The organism is Bacillus sp. XF8, assembly GCF_017498755.1.
Lineage (GTDB): Bacteria > Bacillota > Bacilli > Bacillales > Bacillaceae_G > Bacillus_A > Bacillus_A bingmayongensis.
Genome location: NZ_JAGDQK010000063.1, coordinates 1 through 16,409, shown reverse-complemented (window position 1 = coordinate 16,409; position 16,409 = coordinate 1). Strand labels below are relative to the sequence as shown.

General features: G+C 32.8%; 19 protein-coding genes and 5 pseudogenes. 15 read left to right on the top strand and 9 right to left on the bottom strand.

Going from position 1 to position 16,409, the window contains the following annotated elements:
- Window positions 1-160 (top strand): annotated as a pseudogene (locus tag J4P91_RS29240) (IS6 family transposase); the annotation flags it as partial.
- A gap of 109 nt (window positions 161-269) precedes the next feature.
- On the opposite strand, the gene J4P91_RS27195 reads toward J4P91_RS29240, so the two are convergent.
- The gene (locus J4P91_RS27195; RefSeq protein WP_207996577.1) at window positions 270-590 is read right to left on the bottom strand and encodes a hypothetical protein; all 321 of its coding nucleotides are present in this window, start codon (window positions 588-590) and stop codon (window positions 270-272) included.
- A 53-nt stretch (window positions 591-643) separates the two neighbouring features.
- Between J4P91_RS27195 and J4P91_RS27190 the strand changes: the two genes are divergently transcribed.
- Entirely contained in the window at window positions 644-916 is a 273-nt protein-coding gene (locus J4P91_RS27190) for an alpha/beta hydrolase family protein (RefSeq protein WP_207996576.1), read from the top strand.
- 122 nt (window positions 917-1,038) lie between these two features.
- Here J4P91_RS27190 and J4P91_RS27185 read toward each other — a convergent pair whose 3' ends face one another.
- Window positions 1,039-1,350, bottom strand: coding sequence for a hypothetical protein (locus J4P91_RS27185; protein ID WP_207996575.1), 312 nt, complete (start codon window positions 1,348-1,350; stop codon window positions 1,039-1,041).
- Window positions 1,351-1,412: 62 nt separating this feature from the next.
- Between J4P91_RS27185 and J4P91_RS27180 the strand changes: the two genes are divergently transcribed.
- A complete protein-coding gene (locus J4P91_RS27180; RefSeq protein ID WP_207996574.1) occupies window positions 1,413-2,654 on the top strand; it encodes a lipase family protein in 1,242 nt (413 codons plus the stop codon).
- A 17-nt stretch (window positions 2,655-2,671) separates the two neighbouring features.
- Complete coding sequence (locus J4P91_RS27175) at window positions 2,672-2,971, top strand: hypothetical protein (protein WP_207996573.1); 300 nt, start codon at window positions 2,672-2,674, stop codon at window positions 2,969-2,971.
- Window positions 2,972-3,062: 91 nt separating this feature from the next.
- On the opposite strand, the gene J4P91_RS27170 is transcribed toward J4P91_RS27175, so the two are convergent.
- Both J4P91_RS27170 and J4P91_RS27165 read right to left on the bottom strand, forming a co-directional pair.
- Complete coding sequence (locus tag J4P91_RS27170; protein WP_207996572.1) at window positions 3,063-3,635, bottom strand: tyrosine-type recombinase/integrase; 573 nt, start codon at window positions 3,633-3,635, stop codon at window positions 3,063-3,065.
- Window positions 3,636-3,816: 181 nt separating this feature from the next.
- Window positions 3,817-4,236, bottom strand: coding sequence for a PH domain-containing protein (locus J4P91_RS27165; RefSeq protein WP_207996571.1), 420 nt, complete (start codon window positions 4,234-4,236; stop codon window positions 3,817-3,819).
- A gap of 109 nt (window positions 4,237-4,345) precedes the next feature.
- On the opposite strand from J4P91_RS27165, the gene J4P91_RS27160 reads away from it, so the two are divergent.
- The 5 genes and pseudogenes from J4P91_RS27160 to J4P91_RS27145 all read left to right on the top strand — a co-directional run bounded on the left by J4P91_RS27160 (window position 4,346) and on the right by J4P91_RS27145 (window position 8,470).
- The gene (locus tag J4P91_RS27160) at window positions 4,346-4,522 is read left to right on the top strand and encodes a hypothetical protein (protein ID WP_207996570.1); all 177 of its coding nucleotides are present in this window, start codon (window positions 4,346-4,348) and stop codon (window positions 4,520-4,522) included.
- Between the two features lie 523 nt (window positions 4,523-5,045).
- Complete coding sequence (locus J4P91_RS27155; protein ID WP_243764042.1) at window positions 5,046-5,762, top strand: alpha/beta hydrolase; 717 nt, start codon at window positions 5,046-5,048, stop codon at window positions 5,760-5,762.
- A complete protein-coding gene (locus J4P91_RS29235; protein ID WP_243764041.1) occupies window positions 5,762-6,043 on the top strand; it encodes an alpha/beta hydrolase family protein in 282 nt (93 codons plus the stop codon). The genes J4P91_RS27155 and J4P91_RS29235 overlap by 1 nt, the downstream gene beginning before the upstream one ends.
- 166 nt (window positions 6,044-6,209) lie before the next feature.
- A pseudogene (locus tag J4P91_RS27150) lies at window positions 6,210-6,341 on the top strand (RNA chaperone Hfq); the annotation flags it as partial.
- A gap of 650 nt (window positions 6,342-6,991) precedes the next feature.
- Window positions 6,992-8,470 carry an Lsa family ABC-F type ribosomal protection protein gene (locus tag J4P91_RS27145; RefSeq protein WP_207996568.1) on the top strand — a complete coding sequence of 493 codons (1,479 nt, stop codon included), beginning with the start codon at window positions 6,992-6,994 and terminating at the stop codon, window positions 8,468-8,470.
- A 322-nt stretch (window positions 8,471-8,792) separates the two neighbouring features.
- On the opposite strand, the pseudogene J4P91_RS27140 reads toward J4P91_RS27145, so the two are convergent.
- A pseudogene (locus tag J4P91_RS27140) lies at window positions 8,793-10,123 on the bottom strand (IS3 family transposase).
- Between the two features lie 236 nt (window positions 10,124-10,359).
- Window positions 10,360-10,794 (bottom strand): hypothetical protein, encoded by a 435-nt coding sequence (locus J4P91_RS27135; RefSeq protein WP_207996567.1) that lies wholly within the window; start codon window positions 10,792-10,794, stop codon window positions 10,360-10,362.
- A gap of 127 nt (window positions 10,795-10,921) precedes the next feature.
- Here J4P91_RS27135 and J4P91_RS27130 point away from each other — a divergent pair, with 127 nt between their 5' ends.
- Entirely contained in the window at window positions 10,922-11,533 is a 612-nt protein-coding gene (locus J4P91_RS27130) for a TetR/AcrR family transcriptional regulator (protein ID WP_207996566.1), read from the top strand.
- Between the two features lie 177 nt (window positions 11,534-11,710).
- On the opposite strand, the pseudogene J4P91_RS29230 reads toward J4P91_RS27130, so the two are convergent.
- Window positions 11,711-11,842: pseudogene (locus tag J4P91_RS29230) on the bottom strand (transcriptional regulator); the annotation flags it as partial.
- A 169-nt stretch (window positions 11,843-12,011) separates the two neighbouring features.
- Complete coding sequence (locus J4P91_RS27125; protein ID WP_207996565.1) at window positions 12,012-12,188, bottom strand: hypothetical protein; 177 nt, start codon at window positions 12,186-12,188, stop codon at window positions 12,012-12,014.
- 164 nt (window positions 12,189-12,352) lie between these two features.
- Between J4P91_RS27125 and J4P91_RS27120 the strand changes: the two genes are divergently transcribed.
- The gene (locus tag J4P91_RS27120; protein ID WP_207996564.1) at window positions 12,353-12,565 is read left to right on the top strand and encodes an alpha/beta-type small acid-soluble spore protein; all 213 of its coding nucleotides are present in this window, start codon (window positions 12,353-12,355) and stop codon (window positions 12,563-12,565) included.
- 408 nt (window positions 12,566-12,973) lie between these two features.
- Here the strand turns inward: J4P91_RS27120 and J4P91_RS27115 are convergent, their stop codons facing one another.
- Window positions 12,974-13,132, bottom strand: a complete 159-nt coding sequence (locus J4P91_RS27115) for a hypothetical protein (protein WP_207996563.1) — start codon at window positions 13,130-13,132, stop codon at window positions 12,974-12,976.
- A 461-nt stretch (window positions 13,133-13,593) separates the two neighbouring features.
- Here J4P91_RS27115 and J4P91_RS29845 point away from each other — a divergent pair, with 461 nt between their 5' ends.
- The 4 genes and pseudogenes from J4P91_RS29845 to J4P91_RS27095 form a co-directional block, all read left to right on the top strand.
- Window positions 13,594-13,695 carry an RNA chaperone Hfq gene (locus J4P91_RS29845; protein WP_207996562.1) on the top strand — a complete coding sequence of 34 codons (102 nt, stop codon included), beginning with the start codon at window positions 13,594-13,596 and terminating at the stop codon, window positions 13,693-13,695.
- A gap of 171 nt (window positions 13,696-13,866) precedes the next feature.
- A complete protein-coding gene (locus J4P91_RS27105; RefSeq protein ID WP_207996561.1) occupies window positions 13,867-15,570 on the top strand; it encodes a M4 family metallopeptidase in 1,704 nt (567 codons plus the stop codon).
- 345 nt (window positions 15,571-15,915) lie between these two features.
- Window positions 15,916-16,053 (top strand): annotated as a pseudogene (locus J4P91_RS27100) (tyrosine-type recombinase/integrase); the annotation flags it as partial.
- A gap of 74 nt (window positions 16,054-16,127) precedes the next feature.
- On the top strand, window positions 16,128-16,409 hold a 282-nt coding region (locus J4P91_RS27095; protein WP_207996560.1), incomplete at its 3' end, for an IS6 family transposase.

The window sequence follows — 16,409 nt, the reverse complement described above, 5'->3', positions numbered from 1 at the left end:
ACGTTCGATGTTAGGATTCAAATCATTTCGTACAGCCACTTACATACTGAGTGGCATAGAAGCGATGCATATGATAAAAAAGAAGTAACTTCATAAAGGGGTAAAGTCTGCCCAAAATCAAAAAAATTTCATTGATAAATTGTTTGGTATCGCATCATAATCTGTAATTTAATAGGAAATTCAGGTCCTACTTTTTTATAATTTATTTTTGCACCAGAACCGTTAAAACTATAATTGCTATGAATAATAATATTAAAATATTGTGTTTTTTACTTAGGGTCATCTAAATTCCAACCCATGATTAAATAATCTCGATTGTTATTTATTGTAACAAAGAAAGTCCTCTGTTTATCATTTTTAACGTGGCCAGTGACTTCAATAAGTCCTCCACTAATGGCCGGCATGATTTCGACTTTGGTTACAATAACATTTACATTTTCTTCTTTTTTTATGTGTTGTATTGCAACTTCAGCAGCTTTTTCTTTTGTTTGTTTTTCATTTTGGATACTTGATATATTATAACCTATGACTAAAACAGCAATAGCTAAAATTATTAGAATTATAATATTCTTTTTTTTTGAAAAAACCATATTTTTCCTCCTAAAAAGATTTATAATATTATAAATCTTTTTAGGAGGAAAATATGAGTAGTTCTATTAGTGATAAAACGTTAGCTGAATTATCAGGACAAAGTTATAGAAAAGCAGATAAAGTAGAAGTACCAATCGGAAATCATAAAGAGGTTTGGGTACCTGTTGACATACCTAAACCCGAACTATTACATAATCCTATTAGTAGTTTTGATGCTACTGTTTATAAAAATGAAGAGACTAAACAAGTTGTTATTGCTTTTCGTGGTTCACAAGAAGGATCCGATTTTTATGACGCGGATGCATTCGATGTAGTAACCCTGTGATTAAGCCAATAAGGGAATGCAGTACAGATCAGTATACAAGCATTTCCTTGCTATCATCGTGTTATTTTTATAACATAATGATATTAAAAATAAAAAGCACATAGTTAATTACTATGTGCTTTTTATTTTGGGTCATCTAATCCCCAACCCATGACCAAATAGTTTTGAGTTTTATTTATTGTGACATGGAATTTTCTATTTTTATCATTTTTAGTATGACCTTTGACATCAATAAAACCTGCACGCATCATGTGTTGAATTTCAACTTTAGTAACTGTTACATCAATATTTTCCTTTGTTTTCATATGTTTTATAGCAACTTCAGTTGCTATTTCTTTTGTTGTATTTCTGTCATGAATGATGTAGCTAGTAAATCCTACTATTAAAATTAAAATCGTTAAAATTACAATATTTCTCTTTTTTGTTTTAGTCACTATTTTTCCTCCTAAAATAAGTTATATAATTAATATATATGATATATAAGGGGATGAAAATCATGACTAGTTCTGTTACAGATAAAACTCTTGCTCATTTAGCAGATAGTAGTTATCGTGATGCTTCTGATGAACGTATAGAGATTGGAAATCATGAAGAAGTTTGGAAACCTGTAAATATTAAGGGTGCAATTTTACACGATGAGAAAAATAGTTTTGATGCAACTGTTTATAAAAATGAAGAAACAAAACAAATTGTAATTGCTTTTCGTGGTTCTAAAGAAGGTCCTGATTTTTATGATGCAGATCTTTTAGATGTTGTAGGTAATCGTTTAAGAAAGAACCAAGATAGTTTAGATCAAATGAATAAATTGGATACGTCTTCTCTTCCTTTAACGTATCAAGCAAATTTTGCTATGGCAAAAGAAAGAGCACAACAAGTAATTGCGGAAAATCAATTTACTCATGCTGATAATTTAGTGAAGGAGGTTAAAAAACAAATAGCTAGTGAGAAAGAATTTGAAGGTTATAAATTAACATTAACAGGTCACTCTTTAGGTGGTGGTTTATGCGAATATACAGGTGTTACGAATGGCGTTGATGCTGTAAGTTTTGAAGCACCAAATGTGATTGATTTGTTACCTAAAGATAAGAAAGAAAAAGCTTTACGTGGCGATTATAAGAATCAAATTACAAGTATTGGAGATCCTTACGATTCTGTATTTACGGGATTTAAAGGGAATGATAATGATAAAAGAGGTCGCATAGGACATGTGTATCTTACGACCAAGACAGGTATACAAAATAATGATATGGCCCAAAAAGGGGTTAGTATGTTTGGTTCTTTTTTAGAACCTTCATTTTTTGTTTATAACACATTAAGAGGTATTGCATCGTTTGTTGGTGGTCCACTACCAAAATATCATAGTATGGATCGTTATACGTATGATGAATATGGGCTTTTTAGTATGCCTAATATGATTGATGGAGAAACAGGAGAACGAATTTTGAGTTCTCCTCGTGCTGGTGAAATAACAATTCGTTTATCAGTGGAAGAGGTAAAACAAATTGCGTCGGGTTTAAAAAGAGAAATAGAAGATATAAATCAAAAGCTTACTGGGGCAAGTAATAAAATAATTAATGTATTAAATCAATCGCCAGCTAGTGTAGATGGAAATTTAATTAATACGATAACTTATGCTGTTTATGGTTTTCAGAGAAGTTATCTGGAGCCAGTTCGTTCAGCATCGGATTTTATAGAACAACAAGCGGATAAATTCAAACAAGCAGATACTCAGAGTTAACAAATGGGGAGAATTGTATGAAAAATTATGATGTTATTAATCATGCTGTAGATGTATTAGGCGCGCAAAATGATTTAGTTAAGTGTATATCAGATTTAGAGAATCATAGAAAAAATTTACTATCTATAAAAGCGGTTTTAGTTAACAGTTGGGATGGAAATACTTCAAAAGAAATTGAAAGAAGGCTTACTGAGTTGGAAAGCCAACTTGCTTATAGAATTGACGCTTTTAGAAATATAGAAGGTGATTTAGAAAAGTATAGAAAGGCAATGGAAGCTCTATCAAATCAATTTATGATGATGGGGCCAAAATATTGAATAGAGGATGAATATTTTGTTCTATTTAAGAAGAAAAGTAGTCCTTTGAAATAAAAAGGCATCTTAAGTTAGATGCTTTTTTATTTTGGAATTAAATAAGAAATGTATCAAGTACATTATCTTTTTCTTCTTTGTTAATTCCAATGTATTTGAGTGTGATTTGTGGGGTGCTATGATTGAGTATTTCTTGCAACATAGCGACATCTTTTGTTTGTTTATAGAACCAATAACCGAAGGTCTTGCGCATTGTGTGGGTCCCAATAGATTCTATACCGGCGAAATCCCCGGCTTTTTGCAATTGTCGATAAGCCTGGATTTTACTAATTGGTTGATTTCCTTTTCGAGAAGGAAATAACCAGGTATTTTCTAAGGTTTGGGCATAGGAATAGACCTCATCAAAAATAGAAGTAAGATTAATCATGCGTTCTTTCTTCGTTTTTCCCTCTTTGATTTTGAATTCTTTTCTCTTTTTTCGTTTTAGTTTTACTATGGTTTGTGTTTCGAGTTGGAGTAGATCACTTACGCGTAGTCCCGTATGGATACCGATAAGAAAGAGAATATAGTCTCGTTTGGAACAATGACGTTTTAGGGCCCATTTCATATCTTCGATTTGTTCTTTGCCTCGAATGGGTTGGACATCAATAAGATGTGGTTTCTTGTTCATGGATTTTGACCTCTCTATTTATAGTATTTTGAATGTATACTTTTGTTGTGTATTTTGAGGATATCAGAGGATTTTGTTTGAAGTCAATGTTTTAGGTGTTTTGAATGTAAACTAATATTCAAAAGTTTACTTTGGCAGTTTTCTAGATTTAATATAAAGATAATAGACAAGCCCATTATTTTTATTGATTAATGGGCCTGTCTATTATTTTCATGTTAGGACATTTATTTGTTAATAAATTAATGAATTTTTCTTCTTCTTTTGGTAAACAAACTGTTAAAGTATTAAATAATCCATACATAATTTCTAATTGTTGTCTTGACCAATTTTTTGAGTTCAATGATTTTCCATGGTATTTAATATGTTGGATATCTTCAAAGGGGATTTCAGTATTTGTAAAATAATATTTGATAATTAATGATTTGTCAGTAATTTTATAATTAGATCTGTAAATAAATAAAAAATTGATTATGTTTAATAGAATCATACAGCTAAAGTAAATATTTTTAGTGCCTTGTGTGAAAAGCATAGTAATAAAAATGAAAATAGTTAATAGAAATATAATCATATGAATAGGATTTTGTTTAATCTTAAATTTCATTCATATTCGCCTCCTTATAGTAAGTATAAGAAAAAATAATTATTACATCAATTAATCTATATATTAAATAATTAAAAGTAGTGTAAAAGAGTCAGAAGGAGATGATTTTATGTTCAAAATAGAACAAAACAAAGTAAGTTTAATTTCAGGTGTTAGTTTATTAATATTGGTTTTGACTAACTCCTTTATAAAAAGTGATTTTTGGATTATTTGTATAGATGGGGTACCGCCACATCGCCATCAAGCTAAGAAATGCAAATACCCCCAAAAAGAAAAAACAAGTTAAATACCCATAGATAACTATCTTACAACCAATTACATCCTTATTTTGTGATATCAAAAAAATAAGGATGTAATGTTTAAAGGGGGATTCAGATTGGTTAAAAACTGACCTTTACAAATAGTTATTTTAATACTAGGTGTAAGTTCTTCTACATTAAGTACGAACGGATACTTTTCTCCAGTTATAGAATGGTCTTTAATGATTATAAGTATTATTATAAACATTACTGCAGTATAGGTTGATCACTACACGTCTTTGTATATCAACCTTAGTATTTTTCCTTTTTCGACTAAACTAGCTAATAGAAACTCCTCTGTTATTCAATTAAAGGGCGCTTTAATTGAATAAGTTTTTGAATTACGATTCAGTTTAGAAGTGATATAATTAAATAAACGAGATCGTCCATGAAATTCATATTAAAAATAACCGGTTATGCTCAGACCGAAGACATGGATGCAGGAGGTTAACCGATGACACAAGTACAAATCCCAACCAACGAATAGAAAAAAAGCGCAACTTCAAATTAATGAAGCTTACAGGGATTGCTGTTTTGATGATTGCTCTAATCACGGCTGCCTTCACCATTTGGACACCTCAGCCGAGCATTTGGGCGCTCCAAATGCTGGCCAGCAAGAATAATCCTGAAAATTTTGGCTCCCACCCATCCGATTTGCCCGCTCTTATGAAACAAACTCGGGTTCTCTCTGACATCTCATATCCATCCAAGTACCAAGAAAATAAATTGGATCTTTACCTTCCTCAAACCGATTCGAAGCCACTGCCTGTGATCATCTTTATCCACGGTGGAGGCTTTATTAGTGGAGACAAGTATATGCCTGCCGATTATTCAAGGGCGCTAGCCTCGGAAGGCTTTGCTGTAGTATCCATGAATTACGAGTTAGCGCCAGGGGCCACTTTGTTTGATCAGACGAAGCAAGTCGGCGAGGTATTGTTTTATTTGCAGCAGTTAGCTCAAAAATACCCCTTGGACCCATCGCAGGTGATCTTGGCCGGTTCCTCAGCGGGAGCTTTCTTGGCCGGGGAGTTTGCCCTGATCCAAACCAATTCCGAATATGCAAATCTCGTGGGAGTCCCGCAATCCGTATCGACGAATACAATCAAGGGCTTATTACTATATAGCGCCCCCTACGATATTACAGCATTTCAGCATAGCGATCTAAAGCCCGTGCAACAATTCATAATCAAACGTATGGGCTGGGGCATTTTGGGGGATAAGAACTGATGGACAATCCGAAGTTTGATGTCTTAAATCTGTCAAAGTATATCACTAAAGACTTCCCTCCTGCATTTGTAACCGACGGCAACACGAATTCATTTGAAACACAAGCCAGGACTTTCGTCGCTACACTTCAAGAAAAAGACGTCCCAGTTACTTCTTTATTTTTCGACCCCAACGAGATAAAAGCGGGTCACGGCTATCAGTTTGGTATGGCCTCTCCGGCCAGTATACTTAGTCTGAAGCAGACAAAGGCGTTTCTGAAGGGAATCACTTCCTCTAACTAATCTTTGAGGTATTTGCCCGATCAATCTGTTTTATAAAAATCACATTCTTATATTAAAAGAGCAACTCCATTTTGATCAATCTTTTTTCAAAATGGCTTCTTTTTATTTATCGTAAAATAAGGGCTTGCGAGGTTATTTTTGTTTAAACTTTATTTCAAAGCTACACACTGTATTTTTAAAGAGTGGTGTTCGGGTAACTGGGCAGATTCTCGCAATAGACAAATTTACAATTCTTATGACAGTTCATGGTAAACAGCAACTCGGTTACAAACAAGTCGTTTCAACCATTACAATATAATACATATAGGCCTCACCATATAGAAAAAATTAACCATCTGTGAATTTGAAATAAAGTCACGATGTTTGTAAGAAAGACGCGAAGCTTTGAACAAAGTTGCGATGTTTATAAAAATAATGCAATGCTTTATCTCTTTGATCGAAGAATTTTAAATGAGTTTGGATTGGATTAGTTGAAGATGATTCTGATATTGCATTCCATAAAAAAGAATGTTATTTTAAAAATAGAACTATGAGAGGACTGATGGGTGAATAATGATTAACTAATCTATATTTTAATTTGAAATGAATAACTTCAAACTACAAAATATAGGATTAGTCTATCCATTTTTTATAAATCAGTTCACACTTTATTTGTCATGATTCCAATGCTTAATAAGGACTTATTAAGCATAATTGAAAGACTAATCCTTCTAATTACAAATTGGGAGGATTTTTTTATTCTCTTATAGGTAAGTTGATATTTATTAATCCGTAACTTTAACTTAACAAATAAAGGAGAGAGAAAAATGAGTAATTCAGACACTATTGTTACACATGTAATGCTCTATATAAGTCGTTAATATCCATCAAACTTATATGGAGTAATTAAAAAATTGATGGATATTCCGACTTTATATGAAAGTGTTAATATATAAAGGAGGAATTATTATGTCAATGATAAAAGTTCAAGACTTAACTTTTTCATACCCAGGTAGCTTTGATAATATTTTTGAAGGTGTAAAATTTCAAATAGATACAGATTGGAAACTGGGATTTATTGGTAGAAATGGACGGGGTAAAACGACATTCTTTAATTTATTATTAGGGAATTATGAGTATAGTGGAAAAATCACTGCTTCGGTAGAATTTAATTATTTCCCTTACCCAGTTTCAGATAAGAACAAGTTTACTCATGAAATTCTTGAAGAAATTTGCCCTCAAGCAGAAGATTGGGAATTTCTGCGTGAAATATCCTATTTGAATGTTGATGCCGAGGTTATGTACCGACCATTTAAAACATTATCAAATGGAGAACAAACAAAGGTGTTGCTTGCTGCACTGTTTTTGAATGAGGGTCAATTTCTATTAATTGATGAACCAACAAATCATCTAGACACCGATGCACGAAAGATAGTCTCTGATTATCTAAGGAAGAAAAAAGGTTTTATTTTAATTTCACATGACAGAATCTTTTTAGATGGATGCGTTGACCATATCTTATCTATAAATAGAGTAAATATTGAAGTTCAAAGTGGTAACTATTCTTCTTGGAAGTTAAATTTTGATAGACAGCAGGAGCACGAAGAGGCTACAAATGAGCGTCTACAAAAAGACATAGGGAGATTAAAACAGTCTTCAAAGCGTTCATCAGGTTGGTCTCATCAAGTGGAAACTTCCAAAAATGGAACAAGGAATTCAGGATCTAAATTGGACAAAGGTTTTGTAGGACATAAAGCGGCCAAGATGATGAAGAGAGCGAAGAACCTCGAATCAAGGCAACAAAAAGCTATTGAAGAAAAGTCAAAATTACTAAAAAATTTGGAGAAAACTGAGTCGTTAAAATTAGAACAATTGAAATTTCAGTCAAATGAATTGGGTGTTTTGGCTGATGTGTCTGTTAAGTATGATGACCAAATAGTGAATGAGCCAATTAGCTTTATAGTTGAACAAGGTGACCGTATTGTACTTGATGGAAAGAATGGAAGCGGGAAAAGTAGTATACTAAAACTAATTCTAGGATATCCGATACAGCATACAGGCTCAGTTAATTTAGGTTCAGGACTCATCATTTCCTATGTCCAACAGGATACTTCTCATTTGAAGGGATCGTTATCGGACTTTATTGAAGAGCATGAGATTGATGAGACGTTATTTAAATCCATCCTACGTAAGATGGATTTTGCCCGAATTCAATTTGAGAAAGATATATCTCATTATTCTGGTGGACAAAAGAAAAAACTGCTTATCGCTAAAAGTTTATGTGAAAAAGCTCATTTATATATATGGGATGAACCATTAAATTTTATTGATATTTATTCGCGTATACAGATTGAAGAACTTATTCAACAATTTAATCCCACAATGGTTATTGTTGAGCATGATAAGGCATTTCAACAAACAGTTGCAACAAAAACTATATCTATGTAGTTCAAAGTGAATGATTGAAGATATAATTAGTAAATCAAGTCATTAAACTATAGGACGCTTTAATGGAGTCATGAAAAAAGCCTAATTTCTCTACAATAAATTGAGAAATTAGGCTTTTTAATAAGAAAAATAGGATACATATTAACAGAATGCACACATAAATGGAAATATGATATAAGACCATCAGGTTTTCCTACTATTAAAGAAGATGTTTAGGTTTGAATGATATAGAATTATTTGTGTAATATTACCAATTGTGAATGTAAAATAAAGTCACTACTTGGTTTAAAATGTACCCTTTGTAAAGGACATTAAAAAAAGCCTAGACAGCTTGAAGAAGATGATCTCTGTATTGTACAGGGGTCATCTTTTTTAAATTCCATTGATATCTGTAATAATTGTAGTAGATCATATATTGTTTAATTTCTTTTTTTTATTCATCTAGAGTTGTACATGCTTGAGTAGAGGCTTCATCTTTAAGATGACCAAAGAAAGATTCTTGGGGAGCGTTATCCCAACAGTTTCCTCTTCTTGACATGGATTGTTGTAAGCCTAGTTTCTTAACTGCTTTTTGAAAATTAGGGTGCGTATACTGAATGCCTTGATCTGAGTGAATCAAGGCATCTTTGGCTTTCTGAAAGTTTTTGTTCCTTTTTAACTTTAGAAGGGTGTCTGTAGCTAATTCTACAGTCATTCGTTCTGATATATGATGGGCTAAAATTTCACCAGTTGAACCATCTTTAATGACTGATAAGTAGGCTTTCTGACCTTTTCCATAAAATAAATATGTGATATCTGTTAGGAGGACTTTACCAGGGATTCCTTGCTTAAATTGGCGATTCAATAGGTTTGGCACAACTCGATGTTCTTTTGTAGCTTTCCTAATTCGTCTATAAGGATTTGCCTTTCTAATTGGGCATATAATGTTGTATTTCTTCATGATTCGTCGTATACGTTTCAAATTGTAGACAACCTGAAATTGACCCGCCAAAGTCATTTTGATTTGGCGAGCCCCTTTCTTACGACCTTTGAAATGGAAGGCTTTTAGGATGAGCCCTTTTACTACCTCATCCTTTTCATCTTTTTGATGTCTTCGTTCCTGTGATTTCACAGAGAAATAGTTATAATAACCGCTTCTTGAGACACCGGCTATTCCACATAGGTATTTCACCATATGTTTGAGTTGATATATTTCTATCACTGAACGAATTAGGATATATTTCTGGCTAGAGAGAAGGGCTACTTTTTTAGCCCCCTTTCTATCAAACGAATCTTTTTTAACAGTTCATTTTCTGCCTTTAGTAAGTTAATTTGAGCTTCTAAGCGAGCGTTTTTCTCCTCTAGAGTCAGTTCTCTTTCTCTAGAACGCTTTGAATTTCCAAATCTAGTGTCACGTAGGCCGCTAATCCCATTTTCATTGTAAGCTTTTTGCCATCTTTTACTCGCTGCCTTAATTCTATCCATTCCTAAGATTTCTACATCAAACCCACATTCTTCAAAGATTTGTCTTGGAAACTTTCCTTTCTCTTTTTCCTCAATACATATACGCTTAAATTTATCCGTATATGTGATACTTTTTGAACTGACAGATTTAACATATTGATTAGATGATAATAGCTTCATTTCTTTCTCTGTAAAAACCTTTTTACTCATAAATTTCCCCAGTCTTTATGTTTTTCTTAATTATATACAAAAAACCTATAGGGAGACTTTTTTAGTGTCTACTCTATAGGGTACATTTTAACTTCTGAAGGGACTTTTAAAGTTTAACGATACTTGGGTTTTATGTTAGCAAAAAGTGCTTTCGTGTACTGAAAATACTTTTTCAGTCTACAACTATCCATTTAACTCGCGTGGATAATTGAATATGAATAAGGGCATCGCCTTTGTTACTTTTTCCATTCACGTACAAAGTTTGTGCCACTTACTTTAGTCCAATATATATGATCCCTAATGTCTACATTATATGATCCAGGTAACATGTTATAAAACTGTACCCGTCCATAACCTGATTTGATTGTGTCGAATGTTTTATATCCTGTACAATTTCCTGAAGTAAAATTACATAAGCGAACTGATAATTGAGTAGGACGAACTGGGAATGGGTTCCAGTTGTCTGTTATTCTCTTTAAATTCCAAACATCAATTTGTACATTTGTACCACCACTTGAATAAGCAGTATTGTCATATTTTCCATCCTCAGTAGTAAAAGTCCGAGTTCCAGAAGCATCTGCTTTGGATTGTGGAAAAATTGCGAAAAAGATTGAAAAACATAAAACAAATACTAACAGCCATTTCTTTATGATTCCTTGAGATAATGTCATTCAATCGACTCCTTTATATGTGTTATTTTTGAATACCAACTAGTCGGTATTAATTGTTTTATTATATGCTGAGGAATGTGTTATGATTAATTAAATATTCTGTTTTTTTTAGAAAAGGAGAATTGCTATGGTAAATTATCACCAGAAACAATCAGAAAACACCATTAATAAATTAATGCAATCAGGAATTAATTTATTTTCTAAACAAGGCTATTCTAGTACAAGTGTTGACCAAATCGTAAAACATGCTGGTTACTCTAAAGGTGCTTTCTATGCTCATTTTTCCAATAAGGAGGAGTTTTTGTTAAAACTGATAAAAGAAGGAATTGATTTTTATTTTGAAGATTTAAAAGAAGCTCTTACTCAAAAAGAGTGTGATTTACTAAATAAATTTAAAGAACACTCTATGCGCTTAGTTAATGAAGCTTATGAAAAAGGATCTTCTCCCATGCTTCTCCAAGGATGTATGATTTCTAATCAATTACCTCTAATAAAAGAAAGGCTTATTATCCAAATGGAAGACTGGAGAACATTCCTTACACATTTTTTTCAGACAATGAAGAACAAAAATATAATTGGAAGTCCATTAGACGCTAGAACTTTAGCAACAGCAGGAATGGCTCTTTTTAATGGATTTAATTTGCAACACTTTGTAGACGATCGAATTCAAATACAGGACATGCTAAGTGTTTTTGTTGAATTACTCCAAATCCAAGAACCTAATAAAAAAGATGAATAAGAGTATGATGTTTAAATGATAGTTTACGAATACTCTATACATGTAAGGTTAACAAAACGTCTCATAATACGTAGTAACCCAAAAGGCTAATCCCATTATTCATCAAGGATTAAGCCTTCTTCTTCCTACCGAGTTAAGGGGCATGTAAGGGCTGCTACATTTTCTTGGTAGTAGCTACTACAATATATGGATGTTTTTTCCTAACTTTTTCAAACCTCTTGTAATTTGAGTGATCGTTGAAAATTTCGGTATATATGTTTTATCGTTGCCCAACTTGGAAATTGTACCCCTACTTAACTTTGCAGCTTTTACAAACCGAAATCACAAAGGCAATGTAATTAAAGTAACTCTTCCCTGACTAAACAATACACCCAAAAATATAGTCGTAGTTGGGAAGAGTTACAAGGATAACAGGCAATATTAATGTTATGTAATCAAATAGGAAGGTAGAATAAAAAAGCCCATGACTTTGAGCTTTTCAAACTATACCTTTAGTGTTTTCAATATTATTGTTCTCAACTATTTCTTCTATAAATTCAATTAGCTCTTCTTTATAGTCAGTTATATCTAATTCTCCTTCCCCATTTTTGAAAAATATTTTCATTTCAACTACTTTCCACTCTGTTTTATTTGGATAATGAATTCTTTTCTTCAAATGAAAAACATCTCCCATTAATGGGGTTCACTTTAATTCCTACAAGTTCTTTTTGTTTTTCTGATTGAATATGAACAGAAACTGCTAAACACCTATTTACCAAAACAAGGAATAAATATTTTTCCTTGTTTCGTAGCATATTAAAGCCATAGGAGGTGATACATATGGTAAAAAAGAATAACAGAAATAATAATGAAGTATTAGTTCAAGGTGCTGAGAACGCAATTGATCAAATGAAGTATGAGATTGCACAAGAGTTTGGCGTTCAACTTGGTCCAGATACAACATCTCGTGCAAACGGTTCTGTTGGTGGTGAAATCACAAAACGATTAGTAGCTATAGCGGAACAACAACTTGGCGGTAGATTCACTCATTAATTTTAACTGAAGAAATAAAGAGTTACATTAAATCGTAACATATATATTTTTTACCTGTACTTAGTTTATGAATAAGTTTCATTACGATAGAATTATCATACGATAAGCATCCAAATAGGGTGCTTTTTTCTTTGTTTCACTTCTTACGCATCCATACTATAAGGGATAAACAAGATGCGTAACAATAAGCCTTTGCAGTTGCCATGAAGCGTATGCAGAGGCTTTTCTTTTTTAGAAATTATTGACTTATGACCGGCTTAACTCCTGGTAGAATTGGACAGATGTAATTAGCGCCATCTAATCTTTCCTGCAATTCGGCTCTTGCTTGGTTAACAATTTCTGGAGGAATCAATATCTCGATAGCAGTGGCTGCTATCATTTTTTCAGCGTGAAGCGTACCTTTCTTAACTAAAGCTTTTTGTTTTGTTTTTTGCTGAGTATATTTTCATTTCCATAAGCTTTTCCTTGATCTAATTCTTGCATTTGTTCTTGGTCTTTACTAGGAGTATTTAGTTCATCTAAAGGCATGTTGTTGATTTGATGGTTTCGTAGTTCTTTTTTGTTCATGATATATAGCTCCTTCTCTGGTTTAAATTTAGATACAATCTAATTATTAATTGATATTTTACATCTTAAGATCGATTTATATACAAAAGATATATATTAAAAAATCACTTAGCTATAGTGTGTCTTTAAACAAAATAAAAATTCTTTATTTGTTAAAAGCAAACAAATACGCAGTAACACTGGCAAGTCAGTGAGAAGAAGTGTATTTTCCCTATCAGTAAAGGTTTATAAGAATTTTGATGATAATCGTGAGTTTTTAGGTCGTTCTGTTTTTAATCTTTCGTGAAGGTGGAGGGCGAGAACAGGATATCCTTAGAAAGCTCCAAGAGTTTTTATACTTATGCGGTACTTTATAAGTTTAAGTATTAATAATTTCACGTACCATAATTTTTAGTGAAAAAAATATATACAATAGGGGGTTTTTGTTTGTATAAAGTCTGAGTGGTGACACTAGAAATTCTATGAAGATTCCCACGATGGATAAATTCACTGTTCTTATAAGAGCTCCTGTTGAGCAGCAAATCGTTTACAAACATGTTATATCAACAATTACTTCATTATAAACATTAATTTTTTTCTAGGATAGTTGAATTTAACTAACAAATCATCGACCTAAATTATGTAATTTTGCATAATGTTACATAAATTCAGCATTTTCTCTTTTTTTTGACAAGAATAGACATTATACTATTTTACAGATTCAATATTTCAGAAAATTACGCGAGGTGAATATCATGAAAAATAAAAAAACAATAGCTACAGTTGCATTAACAACCGGATTAGCTTTAACAGCTGTAACACCATATGGAGTAGGTCATGCAGAGGAAACGGATCAACTACAAGTTCAAATTCAGGAGGATTCGTTCCGTACAGGTGAACTTACACAACCATCACAAAAAGCACCAGAGAATGTAGTAAAAGATGCTCTCAAGGAGAAGGCAGAGCAAGCTTTGTCTCCAAAACAAGTGAATGGAGAAACAGGAGTAGATTATAAAGTTCTTCAAAAACGTGGTTCTTATGATGGAACTACACTTGTACGTATGCAACAAACATACGAAGGAAAAGAAGTATATGGGTATCAATTGACTGCACACGTAGATAAAAAAGGTGTTATTAAAAGTGTGTCAGGAGATAGCGCGCAAAATTTAAAACAAGAAGATCTAAAGAATCCTATTAATCTATCACAAGAAGAAGCGAAACAATATATTTATACGAAATATGGGAATGATATCAAGTTTATTTCTGAGCCAGAAGTAAAGGAAGTTATTTTTGTTGATGAAAAAAATGGCCAAGCTAGAAATGCATACCAAGTTACATTTTCTGCTGCAACACCAAACTATGTATCTGGAACCTATTTAATTAATGCTCATAATGGTGATATGTTAAAAAATATGGTACAAGAATCAGATTTAAAAGCAAGTGAAAAGCTAGTTGGAGCCTTAAAGGAAAGTAGAAAAAACTCTCTTACATCATTAACTGGAACGGGAAAAGATGATTTAGGTATATCTCGTACATTTGGGATCTCTAAACAAAGTAATGGGAAATATGCACTTGCTGATTACACAAGAGGGCAAGGAATTGAAACGTATGATGTGAATTACAGAGATATTACTAAAGAGGAAAGATATTACCCTGGTACACTAGCAACTAGCACTTCAACAACATTTAATGATTCAAAGGCGGTAAGTGCTCATTACTTAGCAACAAAAGTATATGATTTTTATAAAGATAAATACAAGCGTAATAGTTTTGATAATAAGGGGCAAAAAGTAGTATCAGTTGTACATGCATGGGATTCTGAAGATACAAATGATCCGAAAAATTGGCAGAATGCATTAAGTGCTAATAATGGTAGTATGCTTGTATATGGAGATCCTATTGTAAAGGCATTTGATGTAGCGGGACATGAATTTACACATGCGGTTACATCTAGTGAATCCAATCTTGAATATTCCGGAGAATCTGGTGCGATTAACGAGGCATTATCTGATATTATGGGAACAGCTATTGAGAAATACATAAACAATGGAACATTTAATTGGACAATGGGAGAACAAACTGGATCAGTTTTCCGTGATATGGAAAATCCATCTTCAGTTCCTTCTTCAGCTGGAGTACCGTATCCAGATGATTATACTGAATATAACGATTTTAATGGATGGGATAATGGAGGCGTTCATTTCAACTCAAGTATTATTAATAAAGTTGCGTATTTAATTGCAAAAGGTGGCACTCATAACGGTGTAACTGTAAAAGGTATTGGCGAGGATAAAATGTTTGATATTTTCCATTATGCGAACACTGATGAATTAAACATGACTTCTGATTTCTCTGAATTGAGAGCGGGTTGTCTTCGAGTTGCAACGAATAAATATGGAGCGAACTCAACTGAGGTTCAAGCAGTTCAAAAGGCTTTTGATGCAGCAAAAATTAAGTAAGTGAGAAATATAGTTCTTATCTATATTGATGAACTCAGCATATAAGGGTTGTATAAGCAAGAAATAGGCTAGATTCTGCCATTGATTTGATACCATTATAAAAAGTTAGATAGTACCTTAGGTTAAATAGACTAAACTAATAAGAGGATATTATGTTCAATATATGAGCATATATCCTCTTTTCTTATCTATATTAGATTTGTTAATTAGAGATTAGAATTATAGTTTAATATGTATAAAATAAAAGGAACGTATGTTTATTTTGAGTGGAGGGCATGGCCCACAGCGAGAGGCGTAGTGAGGTCTTCAGACCTAGCGTTAATATGATTTTAGGGGGTGAGTGGTATGAGGGTACAAGAGGTTCTCATAGAGAATAACAACAAGAGATACATATTGCTGGATCAAGAGGGATTCCCTGTTATACCAGTTATGAAATATTTAAAGTATTTAGATAAGACAGGAAAAAGGGTTCTGGTGCAAAAACTTTAATATGCGTGTAAGTAATCTCTAACACTTGGACATACTGATCCTATTACTCTAGAAAAGGTGTGATCGGTATGGCAAAGGAACATGTATTCAAGTGGAAACATTATCAGCCTGATGTTATCTTATTAACGGTAAGATGGTACCTACGGTACAACCTCAGTTTTCGTGATTTAGTCGAAATGATGGAGGAACGGGGCTTATCCATTGCTCATACAACGATTATGCGTTGGGTTCACCAATATGGTCCTGAGTTAGATAAGAGAGTTCGTCGTCATCTTAAGAAAACGAATGATTCTTGGCGAGTAGACGAGACGTATATTAAGGTCAAAGGAAAGTGGATGTATTTATATCGT

Coding starts and splice junctions, on each gene's coding strand:
- J4P91_RS27180 (WP_207996574.1), top strand. CDS start 1,413: ATGACTAGTTCTGTTACAGATAAAACTCTTGCTCATTTAGCAGATAGT.
- J4P91_RS27160 (WP_207996570.1), top strand. CDS start 4,346: ATGTTCAAAATAGAACAAAACAAAGTAAGTTTAATTTCAGGTGTTAGT.
- J4P91_RS27175 (WP_207996573.1), top strand. CDS start 2,672: ATGAAAAATTATGATGTTATTAATCATGCTGTAGATGTATTAGGCGCG.
- J4P91_RS27195 (WP_207996577.1), bottom strand. CDS start 590: ATGGTTTTTTCAAAAAAAAAGAATATTATAATTCTAATAATTTTAGCT.
- J4P91_RS27165 (WP_207996571.1), bottom strand. CDS start 4,236: ATGAAATTTAAGATTAAACAAAATCCTATTCATATGATTATATTTCTA.
- J4P91_RS27145 (WP_207996568.1), top strand. CDS start 6,992: ATGTCAATGATAAAAGTTCAAGACTTAACTTTTTCATACCCAGGTAGC.
- J4P91_RS27130 (WP_207996566.1), top strand. CDS start 10,922: ATGGTAAATTATCACCAGAAACAATCAGAAAACACCATTAATAAATTA.
- J4P91_RS27135 (WP_207996567.1), bottom strand. CDS start 10,794: ATGACATTATCTCAAGGAATCATAAAGAAATGGCTGTTAGTATTTGTT.
- J4P91_RS27115 (WP_207996563.1), bottom strand. CDS start 13,132: ATGAACAAAAAAGAACTACGAAACCATCAAATCAACAACATGCCTTTA.
- J4P91_RS27120 (WP_207996564.1), top strand. CDS start 12,353: ATGGTAAAAAAGAATAACAGAAATAATAATGAAGTATTAGTTCAAGGT.
- J4P91_RS27155 (WP_243764042.1), top strand. CDS start 5,046: ATGAAGCTTACAGGGATTGCTGTTTTGATGATTGCTCTAATCACGGCT.
- J4P91_RS27170 (WP_207996572.1), bottom strand. CDS start 3,635: ATGAACAAGAAACCACATCTTATTGATGTCCAACCCATTCGAGGCAAA.
- J4P91_RS27105 (WP_207996561.1), top strand. CDS start 13,867: ATGAAAAATAAAAAAACAATAGCTACAGTTGCATTAACAACCGGATTA.
- J4P91_RS29235 (WP_243764041.1), top strand. CDS start 5,762: ATGGACAATCCGAAGTTTGATGTCTTAAATCTGTCAAAGTATATCACT.
- J4P91_RS29845 (WP_207996562.1), top strand. CDS start 13,594: ATGAAGATTCCCACGATGGATAAATTCACTGTTCTTATAAGAGCTCCT.
- J4P91_RS27190 (WP_207996576.1), top strand. CDS start 644: ATGAGTAGTTCTATTAGTGATAAAACGTTAGCTGAATTATCAGGACAA.